The sequence below is a fragment of the Paenibacillus riograndensis SBR5 genome (genome assembly GCF_000981585.1).
Classification (GTDB): domain Bacteria; phylum Bacillota; class Bacilli; order Paenibacillales; family Paenibacillaceae; genus Paenibacillus_AQ; species Paenibacillus_AQ riograndensis.
On record NZ_LN831776.1, the window covers coordinates 1453286 to 1477251 of the forward strand.

A 23966-nucleotide genomic window follows, 5' to 3' on the forward strand; every position below is an offset into this window, starting at 1 on the left:
CAGAAGAAGCGGCCTCGAAAACTTACGCATAAATTTGTACTGAAGACTTACTTCAACGGCTGAGCGGCCAGCGGCAATACTTAAAATAAAACAGGACGTTTCCCTGGTATCTTACGGGGAGTCGTCCTGTTTTGCCAAGGAATTACATCTCCAAAAAAGCCTCAGCCGCAAGTGACAGGGACGAATGCTTGCGAACAGCGATGCCAATATGACGGTCAGGGATGGGGACAGCCGTGTGAAGCTCTACTAAAGACCCTCCCGTAATACGTGAGGCCACAAAAGCACGAGGCAGGAAGGCTGCTCCATATCCCCGCTCGGCAAATTCGGTGAGCATTTCCAGACTGTTCAGTTCAAAGTCGGCTTCGGCTTCTATCCCCTGGGACCGGAACCATTCTTCAATGAAGGAACGCGTGGTGCTGCCCGGAGACAGCATCAGGAGTGGAAGCTCCATCAACCGTTCCGTTGGCAGGGGTTGCTGTGACCAGTCTGCAAAGGCAGTTCCCACAACCGCACAAAAAGGTGAGGCATGGGAGGCCACGATCCTAATCTCTTCATCGGAGACGGGCAGATAAATATAGCCGAGGTCCAACGAGCCCCGCTTCAACCGCTCCAGGATGAGGCTGGTCTTCTCCTGCGACAATTGAATGCGAATGTTGGGATAGCGGGCATGAAACTGGTCGAGCAGGGGGACAATGAAATCCTTAATAATTGCCCCGTTCGCGCCGATTCGCAGCCGGCCTTCACGGTACTGCTGCATATTCTTCATTTGACGCTCAGCGGAGTCAAGTTCCTCGAAGGCCTGCCGGACATGCAGATACAGAGTTTGTCCTTCTTGTGTTAACCGGACGCCCTTGGATAACCGGTCAAACAGCCGGACGCCAAGGGCTTCTTCAAGCTGCTTGATCGCGTAGCTGACGGATGGCTGCGTCATATTGAGGTTTTGTGCAGCTTTGGTTAGATTGGAACAATCAGCGGCATGGAGGAAAATACGGTACCATTCACTGTTAATGATCACTTGTTATCAATCCTCTCTATGGCAGATGCTGAATATTACAATTTCATTTATTTCAAGTATACCCTTAGACTAAGAAAAGAAGGAACTCTAAGAACAGGGGGGCATTGAAATGGCGGGAAGCACGTTTGGGGAAAGATTAAAAGTGACTACGTTCGGAGAATCCCATGGAGAGGCCGTAGGTGCTATTGTGGAGGGGGTTACCCCGGGTGTCGAATTGGACGAAGCATACATCCAAGTTCAGATGGACCGGAGAAGACCAGGGCAGTCCTCCGTCACGACTCCCCGGAAGGAATATGATAAGATCCGCATCCTGTCCGGCCTCTTCGAGGGCCGGACAACAGGTACACCACTGTGCATCATGCTGGACAATACGGACATGCGCCCGTCGGCGTATGATGATATTAAATCTATGTACCGGCCCGGACATGCGGATTTCACCTACGAGAAGAAATACGGGGTTCGTGACTATCGCGGGAGCGGCAGGGCGTCGGGCAGAGAAACGGCGGCCCGCGTGGCTGCGGGGGCGGTTGCGCGCAAGCTGCTGGAGCATCGGAACGTGAAGGTCCTGGCTTATACCACCGAAATCGGCGGCATCCGCTGCGGGACATTTGACCCGGAGGTTATCGAATCCAACGTGGTGCGGGCGTGCGATCCTGCGGCGGCAGAACGTATGATTAAGCGGATCGAAGAGCTGGCTGCTAAGGGCGACAGCTGCGGAGGAATTGTGGGATGCCGGATTAGCGGCGTCCCGGCAGGACTTGGGGAGCCTGTGTTTGACAAGCTGGATGCAGAGCTGGCCAAGGCAATGCTCTCCATCGGGGCGGTCAAAGGCATTGAATTTGGCGCCGGTTTCCAGGCGGCAGCCATGCTTGGAAGTGAACACAACGATCAGATGGACGCAAGCGGATTTCAGACGAACCATGCCGGAGGGGTTATCGGCGGCATCAGCACAGGGGCAGACATCGTCTTCCGGGTGGCCGTCAAGCCGACCTCTTCGATTTCAGTCCCCCAGCGGACCATCGACACCGGCGGCAATGAACGGGAAATCGTGACCAAAGGCAGGCATGATCCCTGCATCTGCCCCCGTGTTGTGCCGGTGATTGAAGCCATGGCCTGCCTGGTGATCGAGGATCATTACAAGCGGCAGGCGGCGTTGCTGGATAACTTCTGCCTCTGACCGAAACTATTTGAGGCTCAGACTGGGCTAGCCGATATTCAATTGCACTTTATACAGTAGATGTTCCCTAAATTGACTGGAAACTTGATTCTGTTGCACTTTGTACAGCAGAATTGGGCAAAAAAGGCCCTGTTGACTCAAAATCAAGAAATCTATTGCACGGAATACAGCAGAATGCGATTCGCCGCAGAAATCTCAGCTTTCTATTGTACAAAGTGCAATCCATCAGAACGTGTAATCCCTCAATGGATGGCCTTGTTTTTGCGGAAAAAGGTTCACAGATTCGCCAGAACAACAGCGAGAATAGCCGCGAAGGCCGGAAGGCCCTGGACGAACAGAATCGATTTCTTGGCAGTGATGCTGCCATAGACCGCTGCTACGCCTACACAAATCAGAAAAAATAGTTGAAGCTGGAACCCGAACGTATCGTTCGGATGGAACAGGCCCCATATTAAACCCGCTGCCAGAAAGCCATTATACAACCCTTGGTTGGCCGCGAGCGATTTCGTCTCCTTAGCGAACTGGCTGGTGGTCCCGAACGCCTTCTGCGCTCTTGGGGTAGCCCACATAAACATCTCCAGGATTAAAATATACACATGCTCAAGTGCTACAAGCGCTACAAGTATTGTACTTAAGATCATCATAGCCATTCCCTCATTTTCGTTGGATTAGTACGCATAGACAAATTTATATTTTGCAAAATTTAATTTAACAAAAGTAAATATACCTAAATCCAGCTTTTTTGTCAATTTAGAAATATATGAGGGCCTGTACCTAGGGGAAACCGGTATAATGATATAAGGAAGGGATTTTTTAACAAACACAGTAAGGAGGCAAAGCCTTGTACATAAGAACACTGACTTCCGCCGATGCGGAGATTTACCGCGAACTCCGGCTGCAGTCGCTGCTGCAGAACCCGGAGGCTTTTCTCAGCACTTATGAATCCGAGTTCAAAATCTCCATTGTCACTACACGGATCAGACTGGAACCGGCGGATGATCATTTTACACTGGGAGCCTTTGATACAGGGGAAAAGCTGGTGGGCATCATCACTTTTTTCCGTGAGAGCAGACCGAAGATTCATCATAAAGCCCATGTATATTCCGTATATGTTGATCCGGGCGCCCGCCGGCAGGGAGTGGGACGGCTCCTGATGCTGGAACTGATCAGCCGTGCCAAAGCATTGCCGGGTCTGGAAATTCTTAATCTGACGCTTACCTCCACCAACCTGCCCGCCAAACGGCTGTATGAAACTCTGGGTTTTATCTGCTACGGCACAGAGCCGAAGGCAATGAAGCTGGGGGAGGAATATCTGGATGAGGATCTGATGTATTTGCAGATTGTGCCGGAGCTGTAGGAGGAAAATGGAAATTATTAGACATAACTAAGGCTGCTTATAGCATAAGCTGGGTCTAGGAGTCCTGTCCACTAAAGGGGTTGAAGACTTGGCAACTGCGCTTTTTGGCAGCTTTTTATCGGCTATGGCTACTGTGCTTGGGGTGGTTCCCATTCTGTTTGTCCGGAGATTGTCCGAGCTGTGGAAGGATGTGCTGGTCGCCTTCACCGCCGGAATTATGGTATCTGCATCCACCTTTGGGTTAATGCCGCAGGCGATCAAGGAGTCGGGAATCATCGCCCTGTCCCTGGGTTTGATTACCGGTGTGCTGCTGCTCGATCTGATTGAGAATAATATTCCCCATATTGATGTAGAGAATAAACCCGGCTTCACCAACATGGATTCCAAAGCGCTGCTCGTGCTGATCGCGCTGTTCATTCATAATATTCCCGAAGGCCTCAGTACAGGCTTCAGCTACGCCAGCCAGCAGGCCAGTCTCGGTCCCATGGTGGCGATCGCCATCGGGGCGCAGAACATGCCGGAGGGACTCATTCTGGCGGTGTTTTTGCTCAATTCCCAAGCGACCCGGCGAAAAGCGCTGATCATGGCCGCCTTGACCGGCCTTATGGAGATGGTATCGGCGGTCATCGGTTATTTTACAGCCAGCTATGTGCAGAATGTAGTAGGGTACGGGCTGGCATTTGCTGCCGGAGCGATGCTCTTCATCGTCTATAAGGAACTGATTCCCGAGAGCCACGGTCATGGTTACGAACGCCCGTCCACCTATTCTTTTATCTTCGGGCTGCTGGTGATGGTGTATATTACGCAAGTTTATGCGTGAAGAAAAAAAGAGGCTGTCCTGCACGGTTAGAACTTAACCGTTCAAGGGACAGCCTCTTTGGCATGTGCTGCTCTGCTGCTCTACCGGTGCTGCGCGTACCGGTTGCTTTTGCTGGCAGCCCGGAAGGCTGCCAGCTCTGCCGGAGTAAGCGGGGCCGACGCAGCTGCCGCTGCATTCAACCGCAGCTGCTCCAGGCTGCTCGCCCCCGGAATAACCGCAGCCACCGCCGGGTTTGCCAGCGGATAATGCAGGGCCGCCTCCGTCAGGGTGCGGGAGGGACCGGTCTGCTCCAGCAGGTGTTCGTGGAGCAGGGGCAGTTCCTCGCTGCTGTAACCGAGATATTCCCGGTGTGCTTTGCTGCCGCCATGCCCGGTTAATATGCCCCCGGCCAGCGGCCCCCGGGCAATCAGGCCAATGCCATGCTGTTCCAGCAGCGGCAGTACCGCTTCCTCCGGCCGCCGGTCCAGAATGCTGTACTGGCTCATGACGCTGACAATATGGGAGCGGGAGACATATTCGCGGATTACATTCGGACGGATGGAGGAAATGCCATAGTACCGGATAAGACCTTCCTGCTTCAGCTCCTCAAAGGCTTCAATCGTCTCGCCGATCGGATCCTCGAGAGTTCCTCCGTGCAACTGGTACAGGTCTATATAATCGGTCTGTAATCGGCGCAGACTGCCCTTTACTGCCGATTTGATATAGGCTTTGGAAGGGTCCCAGCTCCAGCCCGCTTGTCCGGGAATTCTGCGGTTGCCCACTTTGGTGGCAAGAATAACATCCCCGCGGCGCCCGCGCAGTGCCTGGCCGATAATTTCTTCATTGCGCCCTTCATCATAAAGGTCAGCGGTATCCAGGAAGTTGATGCCCAGCTCCAGCGCTTCGTGAATGATTGCGGCAGCCCTGGCCTCATCTGTTCCGAGAGACATGCAGCCTAGTCCCATGGCGCTTACGTATAAATCGGAATTTCCTAAACGGTTTGTCTTCATCTGCTGTCCTTTCTGAGCTGCTTTTAAGCTTATCCCCGCAAAATATTCTCGATTTGCTCCAGCTCCTCCGCGCTGAGCTCAGGCGCGTTCAGGGAGGCAACCGCGTCTTCGATCTGGCTGACCTTGCTGGCACCGATCAGGGCCGAAGTGACTTTGCCGCCACGGAGAACCCATGACAAGGCCAGCTGCGACATTTTTTGCCCGCGTGCGGCAGCGAGCTCATTCAGCTTGCTTACTTTGCCAATGACCTCTGCGGTGATCTCCTTCTCGGAGAGGAACACGCTGGGTCCGGCCGCGCGGGAATCCGGCGTGATGCCTTTGAGGTAGCGGTCGGTCAGGATGCCTTTTTGCAGCGGCGAGAAGGCGATGGTGCCGATGCCTTCTTCGGCGAGCACATCCTGCAGCCCGTCTTCAATCCAGCGCGACATCATGGAATAATTCGGCTGATGGATCAGGCAAGGTGTGCCCAGGCGGCGCAGAATCTGCGCCGCTTCACGCGCTTGTTCGGCATTGTAGTTGGAGATGCCGACATACAGCGCCTTGCCCTGGCGCACCAGCAGGTCCAGTGCGGACATCGTTTCCTCCAGCGGTGTGTTCGGGTCGGGACGGTGATGATAGAAAATATCCACATAGTCCAGTCCCATCCGCTTCAGGCTCTGGTCGAGGCTGGAAACGAGGTATTTCTTCGAGCCCCATTCGCCATAAGGGCCTGGCCACATATAGTAGCCGGCTTTGCTGGAGATGATCAGCTCGTCGCGGTAAGCGGCGAGATCTTTGCGCAGGATTTGCCCGAAGCTCTCTTCGGCGGAGCCGGCCGGCGGGCCGTAGTTATTGGCCAGGTCAAAGTGGGTAATCCCCAGGTCGAAGGCCCTTCTGATCATGGCGCGGCCGTTCTCGAACACATCATTGCCGCCAAAGTTATGCCATAGTCCAAGCGAGATTGCGGGCAGGAGCAGGCCGCTGCGGCCGGTACGGTTATATTTCATCTGGCTGTAACGTTCAGAATTTGCAGAATACATCGGATTTGTTCCTCCTTAAAATGTTTTCTTTACCAGTTTGGGCTAAAGGCTTCGCTTTTATTGTAGCGGAAGTGCAGGAACAAAAGTATGTCAGCAAGGAAGAAGTTTATAGAACAATGTCATTACCGGCATGGCGGATGCGGTACTCCTTGGGCGAGCAGCCTTTGACTTTCTTGAACATGCGGGAGAACAGCAGCGGGTCCTGATAGCCGACAGAGCGTGAAATTTCACCGATTGTGCAGGGGGTCTCCGTCAGCAGCTCACATGCCTTGGCGATGCGGAAATTAAGCAGGTACTGCTGCGGCGGCAGGCCGACGGTTTTTTTGAACAATGCCGATAAATATTTGCGGTCCAGCTTCAGGGAGGAGGACATGCACTCTACAGTCACATTCTCACAGTAATGGGCATGCAGATAATGCAGACACTGCTCCACATAGATACTTTTTTGACGGGGGAGCGGGATGGGATGGGCAGCCGCCGGAACCATGCGCACCAGCAGCCCGAAGAACTCATACATGATCGCCTTAAGAGGCAGATCAAGACTGTCCTTATAGTCCGCAGCCGCGCTAAGCCGGTCATAGAGTGCGGGCATAAGCGAATCATCCATCGGGAAGACGGGATGCTCCGGCGAGAGCGAGGTTTTGGACAGCAGATAACCGATTTCCTCTCCCGTAAAAGCAACCCATGAATAGGTCCAGGGCTGATCCATATCTGCGGCATAATGAGTAACGATATGAGGATAAGTCAGGAACGCCTGACCGGGCTGCAGCATGTGGGTTTCTCTCCCGACTGTGACCCGGCCGGTTCCGGCATGAATGAAATGGATTTTGTACAGGTCCCGCACGCCGGGGCCAACGCTGTGTCCGGGAGCACACTCTTCACGGCCCCAATAATGAAGATGCAGATCGGGATTGCCCCGGAAAGGGCGCTCTGAATTATATTTGAATATAGCCATGCTTCAGCCTCTTTTCAGTGTAGGATGGCTCCAGGCAATTACCTTGATAGACATCCTCTATTATACATTAGATTGTCCAAGGCTGATCAACCGCAAAAAGTCCCAGACCCCAGGCTGTGGGCGGGACTTACAGGGTTTAGATAAGAAGGGGTTGTACGGGGGTTAATGCAGCAATAGAAATATGCAGCCAGCCGGTGCGGGCAGGAATCAGGCTTCAGGCTTCCATTTTGAGCATTACCAGTTCTTCGACAGGCTCGCCATTCACCAGATGCTCTTCCACGATACGTTCCACATCATCTGTAGTCACATTGTAATACCAGATGCCGTCGGGATAAACAATCACAAAAGGGCCGTTGCCGCACAGGCCGAGGCAGCTGGTTTTGTTGATTTTGACGGTTTTGTTAATCCCCTTCTCCACGAGCTGTTCTTTGAATTCCTGCATGACATCTTCCACATCCTGATTATTGCAGTGCTCGCTGCAGCAGAAGAGCAGGTGCTTCTTCAGCACCTTGAGTCGCATATTCATACCTGAGCCTCCTTGACCGAGTCATAATAGTTGACCTATCTTACGAGGAGTATATTCCCTTTTGCAGCATCTGTAATGGGGTAGCGGTCAATGTTCCAAAAGGCTTAACAAATGGGTAAAATCGGGGATATTTGCGTCAGATTATCTAACCTGAATTCAAGGAAATTGATCAAAATGTGTCTTTTTATATATTTCCCGAATTATTTCCTGTTTGATAAATTCTTTTGTGGATTCAGCCTGAAAAGAGATATTATGCAGTTTAGGCTCTGTGTGTTTGGTTAAGTAAGGGATGTGAAAACAAGCAGCATGATGAATTGACACCCAATAAAAAGCCATCAGGAGGGAATCGTTATGAACAAGAAAATTGTTGGTGTATTCCATACCGAACATGAAGCTTCACAGGCCATTGAGGCGTTGAAAAGCCGCGGATTTCTGACAGAGGATATCTCGGTGATTGCAAGAAATAAGCAGGATGTCGAAACGATCAATGATGAAACGGGTACCAAAGCCCCCGAGGGAATGGCTTCAGGTGCGGCGACCGGCGGCGTGCTGGGCGGTGTAACCGGACTTCTGGCGGGCATCGGCGCACTGGCGATTCCGGGAATCGGACCCATTCTTGCGGCGGGGCCCATTGCGGCAACACTGGCAGGAGCTGCGGTAGGTGCCGGAACCGGGGGACTTGTCGGCGGGCTGATCGGACTTGGCATACCGGAGGATGAAGCGGAAAGCTATGATAATTATGTGGATGAAGGCCGCATTCTCGTTATGGTGGATGCCGACAGCACGCGGGCCAATGATGTATACTCGGTGTTCCGCAGCCACAACTCCGCAAATGCTGACCGTTATATAGATGAGGCAATTCCTGAAGGTGAGGCGGCGAAAGCCCGGCATTCAGTAAGTGATACGGTGGATGCCGCATTCAATGGCTCCGGGCTGGAGGGACGCGAGGATACTGGACTGGATACGATGAATTCCGCACCGGTGAATGATCTTCCGGGGAGCAGAAGGCTGGATGATGTGAACCGGCCGGGGATGACGGGAGATGTCTATTCCAGCTCACGGGAAGGCATGGACAGCGCACTGGACAACACAGGATCCGATGATTGGGCTGACCGTGAGCGAGAGCGCGATGAAGCGCGTAAGCTGCGCTTGCGGGAAGAACAGCTCGACGTTTCCAAAAATAAAGTGCAGACCGGTGAAGTGAACGTGCGGAAAGAGATCGTTGAAGAGCAGAAAACGATTAATGTTCCAGTCAGCCATGAAGAAATTGTCATCGAACGCCGTTCCGTTAATCATGATTCCACGGCAGAACCCGTCGGAGCCGGTGAGACGATTCGTATTCCTGTAAGCGAGGAACAGGTCGAGGTCAACAAGAATACGGTGGTCACCGGTGAAGTGGATGTTCATAAACGTGAAATTCAGGAGACGGAGCAGGTTAAAGATACCGTTAAACGTGAGGAAGCCCGGGTGGATAAGACGGGTAATGTGAAAGTTAACAATAATAGCGGGGTGCTGAGAGACCACAGCCGGACCCGTTAAGAGGAATTCGCAAGCAGGGGGCATTGCCTCCGTGGAGTAACGATTATTGGAGTAAAAGAAGGGTTTCCCTGAGTTGGACTTGGGGGAACCCTTCTTTGTAATGAGTGAGCGGGAATCTGCGGGCTGCGGGGTGCGTAACCAGCAGATTCGTTTTGGGCTGATGTTTCATAAGCACTCTCAATCCCTCATTCTCTCGTAAAGAAGGCTCAGTATCTCCTTTGCTCTTAGTATCACTCTTTTCATATCCTCATCTTGTATCACCTCTAACTCCTTCCCCTCCCCATTAACGATATAATTTAACTCGCCAACAAACACCGCAATCTCAAGCCCAGGATTATAATCCGTATGTATAAGTAGCAAAAGATCAATTAATGATATTTCTGAACCGAACTCTGCCTTATGTTCATAAATGTATAGCGCACGGGTCATGGAGATGAGCGCTGAATGACAAAGAAAGAACGAAGCTTTAAACTGATTGTGTTTTCTCATAATCTGGGCTAATTTCATATGATATTGAGCAAGTTGATAATAATCGTCGATTTTCTCTTGCAAGCTTTTACCCATAGCTAATGCCTCCTAGACTATAATTGGAAAAGCATCACATAATTATAATACTTATAAATATTAAAATAAATAATAATATTCATTGTTTGGTGTTTACCTTTATGAAACTTGTCTACACTTTTGACATGGAGAGGTGAATACCATAATGGATAAAGAAATATTGAAGCTCGTAGGAACCCGGATTCGTGCTCTTCGGAAAGAGCGGGGATTATCGCAGGAAGCGCTTGGGGAGAAAGGCGGATTTCATTTTTCATACATAGGGCAGATTGAACGCGGCGAGAAGAATGTTTCTTTATTGAATTTACATAAGATAGCAGAATCGCTTGAAGTTAATTTAATTCAGCTGTTTGCGTATCTGAATGAAGAGTTTATGGTTACATCAGCAGAGAGCGATATTCAAGATATTGTAGGTATGCTTCGTGATGCCAATGATGAGAAAATCCGTGTGGCTAAAAATGTACTAAAGGAATTATTATGAGGCAAGGTCCTACAGGGCAACAAATGAGGTCGTAAGAAGTAAAAACGCACAAGCCAGTGGCTTGTGCGTTTTGCTGTAGCGTAAGTGTAGTGCTTCTTTTATGATTAATGGCAATGACCTAAAGTTTGATATTCAAGAAATTTTATTAATTTATCAAGGAGCAGCCATGACATCATTTATCGGATTTATAGTAGCTATTATTGTCTTATCCACTTTAACCGGGATGATGCAAGGAAATAAGAAGAAGAGAAGACGCAGTACAGGCAAGCGGCAGACTACTGTTAAGAAAAGTACTGCCAAAAGCACTGCTACTTTTAACCGTTCCTCTACGACGTGCAGACCGGATGATGTGCTTTTAAAAACACCTCTGGACAAAATTAATGGTGCTGAGTTTGAGCGATTGCTGTCCCTGTATTTCCGGGATCTAGGCTATACCGTTAAAGAAGTAGGTGTGGGAGGCAAGGATGGAGGCGTAGACTTGGTAATCGTCGATAAACGCGGTGAAAAAACTGCGGTTCAAGCTAAATGTTACGCTGATCATAATAAAGTGCAAGTTATGACCGTCCGCGAGCTGGTGGGCGCAAAAAGAAATCATGACTGCATTCTGTCTCTGCTGGTCACTACTTCCGATCTTACATCAGAAGCGAAGCGGGAGGCCGAGCAATTCAAGGTTGATTACTGGCATGGTGGTCTTGTTGAGAACAAGCTCCGTGCCTGGGGGAAATGGCAGCCAGCTAGAACCAAAGCAAAGCCCAAAAAAGCTACTAGTTCTACAGTCAAAGCCGTAACGTGCGCATGCGGGGCTCCAATGGTTCAACGTAAGAATAAGGAAGGCATAGCTTTCTGGGGTTGCAGTAATTATCCGAGTTGCCGGAAGACGAAGGCTATATAAACGCAAACTAAGACCATCCTTAAGATAGCTATCCAAACTTGCCCTATCAGCCAATGCGGAGAACCGTATTATACGTGATTTTGGTTCTTATCAAAAGTGAATTTATACGCCGTAGAGATTCTGTCAGGAAAAACAGAACTCCTGAATGAATATGTTCGCTTTGTTCATACCTATGTGAAGGGAATTTCGGACTGTTTGTGCAGTCGAAGTACAGAAGATTTTGTTATCTTAGGGGTTTATATGATTAGAAAGGTTGGTTTTAAATGCTGTTGACGACTGAGGACCAATTAGTCAACGAAATCGCGGACTGGCTGAAAAAGCATTTTTCGGCTGAGATGCTGTCCGCTGAGCGTGTTAGGCGCGGGCTAATGAACGAGAAGTGGATTGTTGAGACGAACAAGGGAAGGCTGTTCGCCAAAAGCTATCACCCTGAGCGGTTTAAGATGCATGATCCGGAATTTCGCGGCAAGATTGAAAATGCGCTGCAACTGCAGCTTCTTTTTTATCAGGCGGGAGGACCGTGTCCTGAGCCGCTGGTGCTGGAAGGGCGCTGCATGCACATCCTGCCGTGCGGAAGGTACATGACCGTCATGATGTGCTGTCCGGGCGCTATGGTGCCCGCTGGCATGATCGGTGAGCATGGGATGCACTCACTCGGACGTGCTGCCGCAGATATGCATGCCGTCTGGGATTCCGCGGCGGCATCAGGGTTCGGAGCAGCAGTGCCGCCGGAGGAACCGGTTTGGCGGTTGTCCCGCAAGGAGATGGAGCGCACCTGGGAGGTGAATTGGGATGCGGCTCGTGACTCGTCTGAGCGTGTCCGGAATGCATTGCAATTACAGAAGGCGATTGTTGATTCACTTGGAGATGATGACTTTACACCTCTGACTGCAGGCTGGGCCCACCTCGATCTGTGGGCAGATAACCTGCTTTTTGAAGGGGATGCTCTGACAGCCATCGTTGATTTCGACCGGGCGCGCTACTCGTTTCCAGCGCTGGACCTCGGGCGGGCTGTCCTTTCCGGCACGCTCAGCGGGCGCGGATTCCGCAAAGATGCAGTGGCCGCTTTCGCTGAAGGCTACCGTAGTGTGCGGGCGCTGCCGCAGGGCTCGCTTGTGAGGGCAATCAAGTACGTCTGGTGCATCGAATCGCTTTGGTGGATCAAGCCGTCGTTCGAATCGTCCAGCGCGGTCCCTGTCCGTTTTGCTGAGGAAATGATCCATACTGCGGAGCGGTGGGAGCAACTGGACGCTCTTCTTGGGGGCATTTAAGAATATTTCTCCACCATTCTAATTAAATAATTTCGAAATTCTTCAACATAGGTTTTGGGTTCTACGATTTCCAGGTCTGTACCGAAGCTTGCTAAAAATTGAAACCCAATACTGTTTTGAGGAACGTGGATGGTGGCTAAGAAATAGTCAGAACTATAGTTTTCAATACTCTTCCGGCCGTACCTTTCAATGAATTGATCTTTTATGCCAGGTGAAATCAACGCTTTAATAGCGGCTAATTGCGGTTGATAACTTGCTTCATGTGCTTGTTCCACTAAATAATCTCTAGGGTTAAATGAATTTCCCTCCATATGAAGATGATCGATCCTGGATAATTTAAATGTTCTATATCCCTGGCGATGTAAACAGAATCCCTTCAAATACCAACTCGTTTCGCTAAAATGAAGCTGGTACGGCTCGACAATCCTATTCGTCGTGGTGCCATTTTTATCTATATAATCAAATGAAACTAACCTTCTCTTAAGTATCGATTCTTGGCATATCTTCAAGGTTGGAAGAATCTCAGCCCGGCCCTCCCAGTCATAAAATGACAGCTCGATTGAACCTTTTGGGGACAATGGGCTAACCATGGCTTCTATTTTTTTGATCGTCACCTCAACTTCTTCGCTAATTAGAATTTGCTCCAATCCGCCAAGCGCAGTCAATATATTCTCCAAGTCGGGGCTGCTTAACAGACGTTTATCCACCTTGTATTCATCCATAATACCGTAGCCGCCATGAACGCCATTGACCGAATAGATCGGGATGTTTGATAAACTCAGCGTCTCCATATCGCGAAGAATCGTCCTTTTGGAAACATGAAATAATTGCGCGAATTCATTTGCCGGAACGATATCTTTTTTCAGTAATATCATAATGATAGAAATCAGCCTCTCGACCTTGTCCATATTTCACCCTCCTTTTTCTCTACATTAATCTAAGAACGGTGACATAAAGCTGTCACCTTTAGTGGATTATACTACATTTATAACAAGAAGGAGGTTATGTCCTATGTCAGCTATTGCCTATTTAAACTTTGATGGAATCGCAGAACAAGCAATTGAATTTTATGCGGAGGCTTTAAACGCAAATGAAGTAAAAAAGGTGAAATTCGGTGATATCCCGCAAGATCCAAACTACCCAATGCCGGAAAATGAGTTAAATATGATCATGGAGTCTTCCATAGAATTTGCAGGCGGGAAAATCATGATGTCGGACATTTTGCCTTCAATGAAGGCGGTAACAGGTGAACTGGTACAAGGAAATAATATTCTGATTAATCTGGTCATCGATGATAAGCAAAAGCTGGAAGAATACTTTAACCATTTGGCCCTTGGCGGTCATGTCATCATGCCGTTATCCAATACCCCTTGGTCTTCCTGCTTCGGAATGCTGGTTGATAAATTTGGAGTTAACTGGAAGTTTAATAGCGATGCAGATCAGTTCCTTGATAAAGTTATTTCCAATAAACAGTAACTCATTAAAAATGGTCTTGCAATTAAAGGCCATTTTTTTAATATTTCTTTCGCGTGGAAGGTATAGTATGGTAATGTGAATCAATTTGGAAAGGATAATGGTTTTTATCTATGGAAATTGAAAATTTAATTCCGGTAAAATCGAGGGAAGATTTAAGGAATTGGCTGCAGGACAATGGTAAGACTGAAAAGTGTTGCTGGGTCTTGGTTAGTCTGACGCCCATCCCCGATGTGTTGTTATATTTGGACGCGGTCGAAGAAGCTTTATGCTTTGGATGGGTCGATGGGGTCAAGAAGAAAATATCTGAAACGGAGCTGGCACAGAGACTGTCCCCTCGAAGCAAAAAAAGCTCATGGACTGAATTAAATAAAGAACGTGTCCGCCGCCTCGAAAAGCTGGGGTTCATGAGAGACGAAGGAAGAAGGGTTCTTCCTGATATGGATCACCATTCTTTTACAATAGATAAAGATATCGAGCAAAGGCTAAAAGAGGAAAAGCAAGTATATGAGAATTTCATGGCATTTCCGGATCTTTACCAAAGAGTTCGGATCGACACGATACAAAGCTATAGGAATCAGCCGGAAGTATATAAGAACAGATTAGACAAATTCATAACAAACACGAGAGCAAACAAAATGTACGGTCAATGGAACGATTATGGACGACTACTAAATTATTAAGTATTGCGGAGTAATGGCTGGTATCCGTTAGAACTGGGAGAGGAGCGGTATTATCCGGAAAGCCTGATCTAAAAATGAAAGGGGCATCCTGCAAAGGGTGCCCCTTTTAAAACTGCTTGCGAACCCATTAATATTAGAGAATCGAAAAGAAGTGCAACCAATTCTACGAATTTTCTACTATATAGATAAGAGGGATAAGATTTGTAAAAGGAGAATACCGGATGGAAGATCAGGGAATAGTCCGCCTATATTTACAGCGTTCGCAGCAAGCTATTATAGAGACTAAGAATAAATATGGGGCATACTGCAGAATGATTGCCAGAAACACACTCTCCAGTTATTCGGATATTGAAGAATGTGAGAACGATACATACTTAGGAGCATGGAATGCAATCCCCCCTAATCTGCCTAGGAAGTTCCCTGTATTTTTGGGGAGGATCACACGTAATATTGCGCTTGATAAACATGGCTATAACACAGCGAAAAAGCGTAATCGTGAGTTTGAAGTTATTCTGACTGAATTAGAAGATTGTATAGCTTCCCCTGATACTGTAGAAACAGAGTATGAAGCAGGTGAGATAGCCAATGCAATAAATCAATTTTTATATGGCTTGGATGAGCAAGCAAGAAATTTATTTATTGGGAGGTACTGGTACTCCTATTCCATAAAGGACCTTTCTATGAATTTTAATATGAGTAGCAGCAAAGTAAAGTCCATTTTATTCAGGTTAAGAAATAAACTTAAAGTTCATCTGGAGAAAGAGGGGGTTAACCTGTGAAGAGAGAAGAGTTATATAAAGAGATCGGATTAATTGATGAGAACTTAATTGAAGCGGCCGGGCACAGTATGGAGAAAAGGAAAAAAAGTATTTCTAAAAAGTGGGTGGTTTTGGTTGCCTGTCTTATCCTTTATAGTTCTACGGCTTCAGCATTATTAGCAACAGAATATTATAAAAATCAAAATGCAGAGCCTTATATACGTTATTTAAGAGCTGAAGACATGGAGTTAGCACCTGTTGCCCGCTATGATGCGGAAAAATTTCTACAAGCTTTAAAAAGTAATAATAATGAACATATATATATTGCTATTAATAGGCTGGTAGAATGCTTTAATGATCAAAAGCTGAGAGAAAAAGCGTTAAATGCACTCCAGCCATTTTTAAAAAATGATAATCCAAAAATCGCTGATTCAGCTGCTTTCGCCATAGATATTCTGTCCAAAAGTTATCGGAGCCCGTATATTTTTAAGTTAGCAGACGGAAGTATAATGTTTACGTTATTTAACAATTATTCGGATTATGGAAGTCAAAATGTCCTTTGGAGGATAAAAGACAATGTGCTTCAAGAGTATTTAAGCTTTTCTCCACCATCTATGTATATTACAGATATTATTCCTTCACCGGATAAGAAGTTAGTTGCGGTCATGACAAGCTCTAATAAAAGTGAATTTGTTCAAATTATGAATATTGAAGAGGGAAGAATAAGTCCAGAGTTAGTAGAATCTGCAAGAGTCAAATATGGTGCACAAAAAAAATTGGATACATGGACCCGCCCGGATCATGAGAATTACAGCTACGCAGACAAAGTAGTGTGGAAAGACAATGATACTTTAGAGTTTGAGGGCTCCCTTGCATATCAGGATACTGAGATTATAGAAAACGTTACTGTAGCGTATCAGTTTAGTAAAAAGGTAATGGAGGTAAAAGGACTTGATTCGTCTCGGTGAGAAGTGAATGGTTAAACTCTACAGACCGAAGCGGGAATATGGTCAGACCATATCCGCTTCGTGACTTGTTGCCCAGCTACCATGCTTTTGACCACATTTCCCGGTGGCAGGCGGTTTCAAAGCCAATTTTGGGATAAAAGTCAGGAGCACCTCCGAAACAATATGTAGCCCCCAGTTGTTCAGTGCGTTTCATTAGCTCGGTTACTGCTACAGTTGCAAGCCCTAAACTGCGATATCGCGGATCTGTAGCGAGTGGTTCAAGATATGCAAAATCGTTCACACCATCAACCCACATTCCGGCAAAGCAGGCGTACTCTCCATTGGGGGCTTTTATTATTGCGGTAAGGTCCTTTCTGAAATGTGGACCACTCTGCATGAGCAATCTGGAGTCAAGGTCATCGTCAGGCTCGTCTCCATGGTTGAATCCCCGCCACAATACATCGTTAATTTTACGCAGGTCATTTTCATTTTCTAAAGTTATGAAAGTGAACCCCTCGGGTAATAAGCGCGTGGAAAAACCCGAAACGTAATTGTAAACTCGGATTGGCTCACTGTATACCTTGTGATATCCTTTTTGGACAAGCAATTTTATAAGATATTCTTCATAATCGTATACCCTAACATCGAGGCTGTATTGGTCAGCTGATCTCTTTGACAACTCTGTCTCTGCATATTCAACCATTTCTTGTTTTAAAAAATCATATCCTTCTTTGGTTGAAAAGTAGCATTCGCCAACGTCCATTTCATAGCAAGCTACACCTACAATTTCTTCGTTCTCCTCCCAAATACCGAATCGGTGTGTTAGAGAATGATTAAAGTAAGGATGTGTATGCGCATACTCCCAAAAAGGCTGCGGGACATTACCACCCAACTGATACTTCTTAAAGTTTAATCGCATGAACTGAGAGACTCTTTCGAAATCGGAAAGTAATCTATACCTTCTTAACGTGATCTTCATGTTATAACCTCCTCCGTCGTTGTATGAATAAGGTATCATGAGATTTTTTTATAATCTATGCAGAGAACATATTAAACAAAACTTGCCGCTTCAATCAACGCAGAGATCACGGGGAATGATGAATAAGCTGTCAACTGCATGATGTTTTCTTATATTGGATTAGATGTTCCCTGACGGGGAGCGTTAGTGCAAATTTTCAAAAGAAAGGCCATCCGCAAAGGATGGCCTAAAACTTGCTATTACAGCCAGTACGGTGAACCGCAGATCAGATGAAAGCGGCATCCGGTCTGCTGGCCGTTACCTGCGGAATCTCCTTGCCCGGCAGGAAATGAATACTGCGGATGTAGCGGATTGTGCGGCTCTGCGCCCGCATGATGACGGAATGAGTCTCGGCGCGTTCCTTGCCGATGAAGCGGACTCCGTTTAAAAATTCACCGGAGGTCACGCCCGTCGCCGCGAAGATGACGTCGCCGGTGCCGACCATATCCTCCATCGAGAGGACGCGCGTCGGATTCTCGATGCCCATCATCAGGCAGCGCTGCAGCTCGAAGGGGCCCTCCGGCAGCAGCTTGCCCTGCAGCTCACCGCCGAGGCATTTCAGCGCGGCTGCTGCCAGCACGCCTTCCGGTGCTCCGCCGGAGCCCATGTACAGATCAACATCGCTGTCCGGCAGCGCTGCCGCTATGGCTCCGGCCACATCGCCGTGGCCGATCAGCTTGACGCGCACGCCCAGCCCGCGCAGCGTGGCGAGCAGCTGCTCATGCCGCTTGCGGTCAAGGACCATCACCGTCAGCTCGGAGAGCGCTTTGCCGGTAATGAGGCTGGCCTTGCGCAGCGTGGTCTCAGCCGGATCTTCCAGGCTGAGCCTGCCAGCCAGCTCGGGACCGCAGGCGAGCTTCTCCATGTATATATCAGGCGCATGGAGCAGGCTGCCCCGGTCGGCAATGGCGATTACCGATTGGGCATTATGGAGCCCGCAGGCTACCACCTCTGTGCCTTCCAGCGGATCAACGGCCACATCAACGGAGGGGCCGTTCCGGTTCCCGACCTGCTCACCGATGTAGAGCATCGGCGCTTCGTCCATTTCCCCTTCGCCGATGACCACTGTCCCGTCAATGGAGACGGAATCGAACATGGAACGGATGGCGGTTGTGGCCGCATCATCCGCAGCATTTTTATCGCCCCGTCCTATCCAGCGGGCTGAAGATAAAGCGCCCAGTTCAGTTACCCGTACAATTTCCAGTGCCAATTCGCGTTCCATATGATTTCCCTCCAGTATTCTATTTGTATAAGCTAAGGCCGGACAGGCTAAGACCAGCAGTAAAACGATTCTACGGAGAATCAGTAATATAACCCATAATAATGCCTGCAGTTTCTTCAATGGCCTTGTTCGTGATATCAATCACCGGGCAGCCCAGCTTCGCGAACAGCACGGCGGCGTATTCCATCTCTTCGGTGATGCGCTCCAGGCTGGCATACTGCGAGCCCGCCGGCAGTCCAAGCTGCTTCAGCCGCTCGGAGCGGATCTTCAGCATATACTCGGACTTCATCGTAAGCCCGATGAGCCGGTTCGGCGGCAGGCTCATCAGCTGCTGCGGCGGTCCGATTTCGGGAACGATGGGGTAGTTCACAACCTTTTTGCCCCGGTGGGCGAGAAAAATGCTGAGCGGGGTTTTGGAGGTGCGGGACATGCCCAGCAGCACAATATCCGCCTTCAGCATGGCGCCAAGATCGCGCCCGTCGTCACAGGCCACGGTGAATTCAATCGCCTCGATCCGCCGGAAATAGTCCTCGTCGAGCTGGTGAAGCAGCCCTGGCCGGGCCTGGGGCGCATCATCAAAGGTATCGATGAAGGCCTGCATCATCGGGCCCATGATATCGACAATCCGCAGGTCGAGGCGCACTGCTTCCTCGCGGATCATCTCCCGCAGCTCCGGCTGAACCAGCGTGTAGGCGACAAAGCCCTGAAGCTGGGCAGTCTCCTCCATCAGCTTCCGCAGCTCGTCTTCATGCCTTACATTGCCGTATCTTCTGATCGTGACACGCTGATTCTGGAATTGGTGGATAACAGCCTGCACGACAGCCTCTGCTGTATCCCCTATAGAATCCGAGCATATCGTAATGAAATGTGAGGATGGCTCCATGCGTTTTTGATTCCTCCCGTTATCCTTTGGCTTCTAGATCGAGGAGCAGTTTGACGATGGAAGTTTTGGTCAGCCGTCCGACCACGTCGAGCCCGGGGCCGTTTTCTTCCACAGTACCGGGGATCACCACCGGCAAACTGTCCACCTCGTGAAAAATCATTTTTTGTGCGGCATCAAGCACCGTATCTCCGGGAGAAACCGTCACGACCTTGGGCTGGCGGGTCATCACCATGCTCACAGGCATGGATACCGCGCCGGGATTGCCCAGCGTAACCTTCAAAAAATCCTTGCGCGAGGCCACTCCAGTCAGCTTGCCATCCCCGTCGCAGATGATCAGCGTGCCGACATCCTGCAGAAACAGTGTAACTACGGCATCCTGAATCGTTGTCGTCTCGCGGATAATGATCGGAATGCTCTGAATGTCCTTGACCTTGGTTTCCTTCAGCAGATAGCTGCCGCTGAGGCGCTCCGCGGTTTTTTTGCCGGGAAAATAACCCACCTTGGGTTTGGCGTCAATGTACTCCAGCATGACGAGCACGGACAAGTCCGAGCGGATCGTCGGCTTGCTGAGGTTGAGATGCTCCGCAATTTGCTCGGCGGTTATGGGTGCTCTTTTCTTAACAATTTCAACAATTTGCAGTTGACGGGGTGTCAGTTCGATCACAGGTTCCCTCCACTTTCCGGATGCAATCTGGCGTTCCTTCACTGAAAAGGAGCACCGTTTGCCGATTCCCCCTTCCATTCTTACGTGCTATTGGAATATATAGCCCTTAACTTGCTTATATAATACGCAATAATGATCATTAATGCAACATATAATACGTCATATATAATATATTATTGAAAAATAGACGTTTTTATTCGCGATCGGGAACGTAGGCGGTTAAGAGCAACGGAAATTGCTGGAGCGCTTCCCACTCCCGACCTATACAGCCCGGAGCTCATCCCCACCATAAAACCTGCCGATGCAACCTGGAATGTGGGGTGGGAGCAGGGAGAAATTAGTGGCTGAGTGGGAGTGGGGAGTATCTGATTGGGGAGCATGAGTGGGGGCAGGGGGGAGGGAGTAATTAGTGGTTGAGTGGGAGTAGAGAGTAGCTGAGTGGGGGGCATGAGTGGAGGGCATGAGTGGAGGGCAGGGAGGAGGGAGTAAATTAGTGGTTGAGTGGGAGTTGGGAGTAGCTGATTGGGGAGCATTGAGTAGGGGGCAGAGGGTAGGGAGTAATTAGTGGTTGAGTGGGAGTGGAGAGTAGCAGATTGGGGGGCAGAGAGTAGCTGAGTTGCAGGTGTTAGGTTCTTAGCGTTGCGGACACAGATGCGCTTATTTTGTAAAAATGAGTATTTTTACTGGTCGTGAGCGGGCGCCGCAAACCGAAACAACGGCAAAACTGCCGTTGTTAGCGCCGCCCCCGGCGCCACAAGCCAAAACAACGGCAAAACTGCCGTTGTTAATGCCGCCCCCGGCCCGGTAAGCCGAAACAACGGCAAAACTGCCGTTGTTAGCGCCGCCCCCGGCGCCGCAAGCCGAAACAACGGCAGAACTGCCGTTGTTAGCACTGCCCTTGCCCTGCGCCGCCCCCGGCTCCGCGCCGAGCCCGGCCGCGTTGGGCCGCCGCAGCCACCCCCCGCGCCGCCAGCCGTCGCAGCCCAGCGGCCTGCGCCAGCCTAGCAACCCGCCGCCCTCACAAAATCCGCTTCCGCGGATAAGCTTCCGCTCCCGGCGGCTGCATCAGCGGTGCGCTCTGCTTCGGCTTGAACAGCAGCTGCTTCAGTGCGCCTGCATTTACAAGCACGGTGCCGGTGATGATGGTGAAGACGCCGAGCAGAGTGAGCCAAGTTACAGTCTCTCCGTAGAATAGAAAACCTACGCCAACCGCAATCGGCGGGGAGATGTACAGCCATGTAGAAGGAAAGACGGGATTCGTTTTGGCAACCAGCCAGTAGAACAGCGTGTGCCCGACCATGGAGCCGACCACGGTCAGATAGAGCAGGGAACCGGCTGTCTCGAACGACAGCAGAAATCCGGGATGCACGTTTTCGGTGAACAGGGACAGAACGAACAGCAGCGCGCCGCCGTATATCATCTGTGCTGCATTCAGGGCAACGGGTGATTCGCCGGAGAAGGTGCGGGTTACTTTTTTGGAATAAATCGCCCCCGCTGCGTAGCAAATTTCTCCGGTCAACACTATGGCGCAGCCGGCGATCCACAGGGGAGAAACATCAATGGCAAGGCTTGGCAGCACCAGCAGCAGCACGCCAGTGAAGCCGATGATGCAGCCCAACAGCGAATAGGAGGGCGCTTTCTGCCGGAGAAACGCGGTCTGCATCAGCAGAATCATCATGGGACCGGTAGCGGACAGCACCGCAGCAAGCCCTGAGGAGACATATTGCTCGGCCCAGTACAGCGCGGAAAAGGTTCCAAAAGTCAGCGCAGCGCCGGTGAACAGCATTTCTTTGCGCAGGAGCAGGCGGAAGCTGGCTTTGCCTCTCCAGGCCATAAAGAGAAAGAGTACAGCACCCGCAACGAAAAAGCGCAGACCCGCCGAGAAAAACGGAGGCGTCCCGGCGTCTACGCCGATTTTTATAGCCAGGAAGGTAGTGCCGAAGATCAGACAGACGAGCGAGTAAGCGAGCATAATCATGGTTCAGTTCCCCTTTGTAATGGTAATGTGGCAGCCGGTTGAAGGTTTTGGTTAATCATATCCGAAGAGGAACAGAACAGATTATAGATGACAGAACAGATGTGGAGCGGAATGTAGTACAATAGGGCAAAGAGAAGTTAGTTGGTGTGAATATTGGCCTTGGCTGTTTGACAGGTCATTGTGGAGAGGAGACAGATGGATGAAAAAAGCAGCAGGTGCAGAACAGAGCCATCCTCTGTTTCGCCAGGTATACCAGTATATGCACAACCGGATGGAACGCGGGGAGTGGAAGGCGCATGACAAGCTGCCGTCCATCCGGCTGCTGGCCGAGGAGCTGAAGGTTCACAGGCTTACGGTGTTCAAGGCTTACCGGGAGCTGACTGAAGACGGCAGAGTGTATGTAAAAGATAAATCCGGTTATTACATGTCTCCGGTCAGCAGCCCGACGAAGGAGTCAGCGGAAGGGGACGGAGCAGCAATTTCCTCCTACATGCTGGCGAATCCCATGTCCGATATTCAGCGGATGCCGGTCAGCTACCAGTTCTCGCAGGCGCTCATAGATCCGGGACTGCTGCCCAACCTGTTCCTGTCCGACTATGTCAAAAAAGTGTTCGACCTCTACCCGAAAGTTATGGGAACATACTCTTCCGTCCAGGGAGATGAGGAGCTGCGCGAAACGCTTAGCCGCCATTTCCGGGAGCAGCACCGGCTGCACCTGTCGCCGCGCGAGCTGCTGATAACCTCGGGGGCTCAGCAGGCGATCAATCTGATTGCAGGCATTGTGCTGGGTCCGCTGGATGCGGTGCTGGTGGAGCGGCCGACGTACAGCGTGGCGATGGATATTTTCCGGCGTCTGGGGGCACGGCTGGTGCCGGTGGAAATTACTCCGGAGGGCTATGATCTGCAGCAGGTCGAGGAGCTGATGCGCAGGCACCGGCCGCGGATGTTCTACATGAACCCGACGCATCACAATCCTACTGGCTTTACCGTTCCGGCGCGGCAGCGCAAGCTCCTGATTGAGCTGGCGGAGCGCTACCGCTGTCTGCTCGTGGAGGACGACCCGTTCCGCGATATGTATTTCGCGGAGCCGCCGCCGCCCCCGTTTTTTGCCTATGATACGGAAGGCTGGGTAATCTACATCAGCAGCTTCAGCAAATATGTGGCCCCGGGCCTGCGGATCTGCGCTGTAGGGTGCCGCTATCCGTTCATGGAACAGCTGATTACCGCCAAATCGCTGGCAGACAACGGTACGCCGATTTTGAACCAGAAAATCTTTCTGCACTACTACACCTCACCGCGCCTGCAGCAGCATCTCGGGAAGCTGCGGATCGCGCTCCAGGTACACAAGGAGATCGTGGAGGAGGAGCTGGCCGCCACCGGGTGGGAATGGACGACTCCGCAGGGCGGGCTGAATCTCTGGGTGAAGCTGCCGGAGCCGGTCTCCGTGTCTGCGCTGTTTGTGCGCGCTATGGAGCAGTCCATCTCTTTTGTCCCGGGTGAAATTCTCGATCCGCTGGGGGAGATGAAGTCCTGGCTGCGCCTCAGCTACTCTTTCGCCGGCGAAGGGGTGCTGCGCGAAGGAATACGCCGTCTGGCGGCACTTGCGCGGGAGCTGTAAAGAGGGGAAACGAAGTGCACAGGGAGTACCGGACTGTTGGCTGATTTTTTGCCGGACCGTGTCCTGTACTGAAAGCTGCCTGGACAGGCATTTTTTGCTCTAAGCGGTATGTTGTTTGTG

Annotated in this window: 25 protein-coding genes; 12 read left to right on the forward strand and 13 right to left on the reverse strand. The window is 50.2% G+C overall.

Translation table 11 applies throughout. The features are described from left to right. Nucleotides 1-142: 142 nt before the first annotated feature. Nucleotides 143-1015 carry a LysR family transcriptional regulator gene (locus tag PRIO_RS06285; RefSeq protein WP_020429592.1) on the reverse strand — a complete coding sequence of 291 codons (873 nt, stop codon included), beginning with the start codon at nucleotides 1013-1015 and terminating at the stop codon, nucleotides 143-145. Between the two features lie 109 nt (nucleotides 1016-1124). Between PRIO_RS06285 and aroC the strand changes: the two genes are divergently transcribed. After that, a complete protein-coding gene (aroC, locus tag PRIO_RS06290; protein WP_020429593.1) occupies nucleotides 1125-2192 on the forward strand; it encodes a chorismate synthase in 1068 nt (355 codons plus the stop codon). Nucleotides 2193-2467: 275 nt separating this feature from the next. Here the strand turns inward: aroC and PRIO_RS06295 are convergent, their stop codons facing one another. Then, nucleotides 2468-2836, reverse strand: coding sequence for a DUF1304 domain-containing protein (locus PRIO_RS06295; protein ID WP_020429594.1), 369 nt, complete (start codon nucleotides 2834-2836; stop codon nucleotides 2468-2470). A gap of 197 nt (nucleotides 2837-3033) precedes the next feature. On the opposite strand from PRIO_RS06295, the gene PRIO_RS06300 reads away from it, so the two are divergent. Together PRIO_RS06300 and PRIO_RS06305 are read left to right on the forward strand one after the other, a co-directional pair. Beyond that, nucleotides 3034-3549, forward strand: coding sequence for a GNAT family N-acetyltransferase (locus PRIO_RS06300; RefSeq protein WP_020429595.1), 516 nt, complete (start codon nucleotides 3034-3036; stop codon nucleotides 3547-3549). Between the two features lie 88 nt (nucleotides 3550-3637). Then, complete coding sequence (locus PRIO_RS06305; protein ID WP_020429596.1) at nucleotides 3638-4369, forward strand: ZIP family metal transporter; 732 nt, start codon at nucleotides 3638-3640, stop codon at nucleotides 4367-4369. 80 nt (nucleotides 4370-4449) lie between these two features. On the opposite strand, the gene PRIO_RS06310 is transcribed toward PRIO_RS06305, so the two are convergent. From PRIO_RS06310 to PRIO_RS06325, 4 genes are all read right to left on the reverse strand, one after another. Next, nucleotides 4450-5358 carry an aldo/keto reductase gene (locus tag PRIO_RS06310; RefSeq protein WP_039789310.1) on the reverse strand — a complete coding sequence of 303 codons (909 nt, stop codon included), beginning with the start codon at nucleotides 5356-5358 and terminating at the stop codon, nucleotides 4450-4452. 29 nt (nucleotides 5359-5387) lie between these two features. Next, nucleotides 5388-6377 carry an aldo/keto reductase gene (locus tag PRIO_RS06315; RefSeq protein ID WP_020429598.1) on the reverse strand — a complete coding sequence of 330 codons (990 nt, stop codon included), beginning with the start codon at nucleotides 6375-6377 and terminating at the stop codon, nucleotides 5388-5390. Between the two features lie 106 nt (nucleotides 6378-6483). Next, nucleotides 6484-7332: an AraC family transcriptional regulator gene (locus PRIO_RS06320; protein WP_020429599.1), complete on the reverse strand. Its 849-nt coding sequence runs from the start codon at nucleotides 7330-7332 to the stop codon at nucleotides 6484-6486. A gap of 214 nt (nucleotides 7333-7546) precedes the next feature. Further along, nucleotides 7547-7858 carry a (2Fe-2S) ferredoxin domain-containing protein gene (locus PRIO_RS06325; RefSeq protein WP_020429600.1) on the reverse strand — a complete coding sequence of 104 codons (312 nt, stop codon included), beginning with the start codon at nucleotides 7856-7858 and terminating at the stop codon, nucleotides 7547-7549. A gap of 351 nt (nucleotides 7859-8209) precedes the next feature. Between PRIO_RS06325 and PRIO_RS37425 the strand changes: the two genes are divergently transcribed. Next, the gene (locus tag PRIO_RS37425; RefSeq protein WP_020429601.1) at nucleotides 8210-9397 is read left to right on the forward strand and encodes a YsnF/AvaK domain-containing protein; all 1188 of its coding nucleotides are present in this window, start codon (nucleotides 8210-8212) and stop codon (nucleotides 9395-9397) included. A 177-nt stretch (nucleotides 9398-9574) separates the two neighbouring features. On the opposite strand, the gene PRIO_RS06335 is transcribed toward PRIO_RS37425, so the two are convergent. Further along, nucleotides 9575-9961, reverse strand: coding sequence for a hypothetical protein (locus PRIO_RS06335; protein WP_046501494.1), 387 nt, complete (start codon nucleotides 9959-9961; stop codon nucleotides 9575-9577). A gap of 142 nt (nucleotides 9962-10103) precedes the next feature. Here PRIO_RS06335 and PRIO_RS06340 point away from each other — a divergent pair, with 142 nt between their 5' ends. The 3 genes from PRIO_RS06340 (at nucleotide 10104) to PRIO_RS33725 (ending at nucleotide 12602) form a co-directional block, all read left to right on the forward strand. Beyond that, entirely contained in the window at nucleotides 10104-10439 is a 336-nt protein-coding gene (locus PRIO_RS06340; RefSeq protein ID WP_046506493.1) for a helix-turn-helix domain-containing protein, read from the forward strand. 100 nt (nucleotides 10440-10539) lie between these two features. Next, entirely contained in the window at nucleotides 10540-11331 is a 792-nt protein-coding gene (locus PRIO_RS06345; RefSeq protein ID WP_020429605.1) for a restriction endonuclease, read from the forward strand. 263 nt (nucleotides 11332-11594) lie between these two features. After that, the gene (locus PRIO_RS33725; RefSeq protein WP_020429606.1) at nucleotides 11595-12602 is read left to right on the forward strand and encodes a phosphotransferase; all 1008 of its coding nucleotides are present in this window, start codon (nucleotides 11595-11597) and stop codon (nucleotides 12600-12602) included. Here the strand turns inward: PRIO_RS33725 and PRIO_RS06355 are convergent. Next, entirely contained in the window at nucleotides 12599-13510 is a 912-nt protein-coding gene (locus PRIO_RS06355) for a helix-turn-helix transcriptional regulator (RefSeq protein WP_020429607.1), read from the reverse strand. The genes PRIO_RS33725 and PRIO_RS06355 overlap by 4 nt on opposite strands. 103 nt (nucleotides 13511-13613) lie before the next feature. Between PRIO_RS06355 and PRIO_RS06360 the strand changes: the two genes are divergently transcribed. From PRIO_RS06360 to PRIO_RS06375, 4 genes are all read left to right on the forward strand, one after another. Continuing rightward, on the forward strand, nucleotides 13614-14078 hold the full coding sequence (locus PRIO_RS06360; protein WP_020429608.1) for a VOC family protein: 465 nt from the start codon (nucleotides 13614-13616) through the stop codon (nucleotides 14076-14078). 110 nt (nucleotides 14079-14188) lie between these two features. Further along, nucleotides 14189-14758: a YdeI/OmpD-associated family protein gene (locus PRIO_RS06365; RefSeq protein ID WP_020429609.1), complete on the forward strand. Its 570-nt coding sequence runs from the start codon at nucleotides 14189-14191 to the stop codon at nucleotides 14756-14758. A gap of 221 nt (nucleotides 14759-14979) precedes the next feature. Beyond that, nucleotides 14980-15537 (forward strand): RNA polymerase sigma factor, encoded by a 558-nt coding sequence (locus PRIO_RS06370; RefSeq protein WP_046501500.1) that lies wholly within the window; start codon nucleotides 14980-14982, stop codon nucleotides 15535-15537. Continuing rightward, nucleotides 15534-16484 (forward strand): hypothetical protein, encoded by a 951-nt coding sequence (locus PRIO_RS06375; RefSeq protein ID WP_046501503.1) that lies wholly within the window; start codon nucleotides 15534-15536, stop codon nucleotides 16482-16484. The genes PRIO_RS06370 and PRIO_RS06375 overlap by 4 nt, the downstream gene beginning before the upstream one ends. 76 nt (nucleotides 16485-16560) lie before the next feature. Here PRIO_RS06375 and PRIO_RS06380 read toward each other — a convergent pair whose 3' ends face one another. The 5 genes from PRIO_RS06380 to PRIO_RS06405 form a co-directional block, all read right to left on the reverse strand. Further along, entirely contained in the window at nucleotides 16561-17442 is an 882-nt protein-coding gene (locus tag PRIO_RS06380) for a GNAT family N-acetyltransferase (protein WP_020427196.1), read from the reverse strand. A gap of 265 nt (nucleotides 17443-17707) precedes the next feature. Then, entirely contained in the window at nucleotides 17708-18703 is a 996-nt protein-coding gene (glpX, locus tag PRIO_RS06385) for a class II fructose-bisphosphatase (protein ID WP_020427195.1), read from the reverse strand. A gap of 70 nt (nucleotides 18704-18773) precedes the next feature. After that, the gene (locus PRIO_RS06390; RefSeq protein ID WP_020427194.1) at nucleotides 18774-19586 is read right to left on the reverse strand and encodes a pyruvate, water dikinase regulatory protein; all 813 of its coding nucleotides are present in this window, start codon (nucleotides 19584-19586) and stop codon (nucleotides 18774-18776) included. 19 nt (nucleotides 19587-19605) lie between these two features. Next, a complete protein-coding gene (locus PRIO_RS06395) occupies nucleotides 19606-20250 on the reverse strand; it encodes a helix-turn-helix transcriptional regulator (RefSeq protein ID WP_020427193.1) in 645 nt (214 codons plus the stop codon). A 1018-nt stretch (nucleotides 20251-21268) separates the two neighbouring features. Continuing rightward, the gene (locus PRIO_RS06405; RefSeq protein ID WP_046501513.1) at nucleotides 21269-22228 is read right to left on the reverse strand and encodes a DMT family transporter; all 960 of its coding nucleotides are present in this window, start codon (nucleotides 22226-22228) and stop codon (nucleotides 21269-21271) included. 199 nt (nucleotides 22229-22427) lie between these two features. On the opposite strand from PRIO_RS06405, the gene PRIO_RS06410 reads away from it, so the two are divergent. Continuing rightward, nucleotides 22428-23846: an aminotransferase-like domain-containing protein gene (locus PRIO_RS06410; RefSeq protein WP_020433450.1), complete on the forward strand. Its 1419-nt coding sequence runs from the start codon at nucleotides 22428-22430 to the stop codon at nucleotides 23844-23846. Nucleotides 23847-23966: the final 120 nt, after the last annotated feature.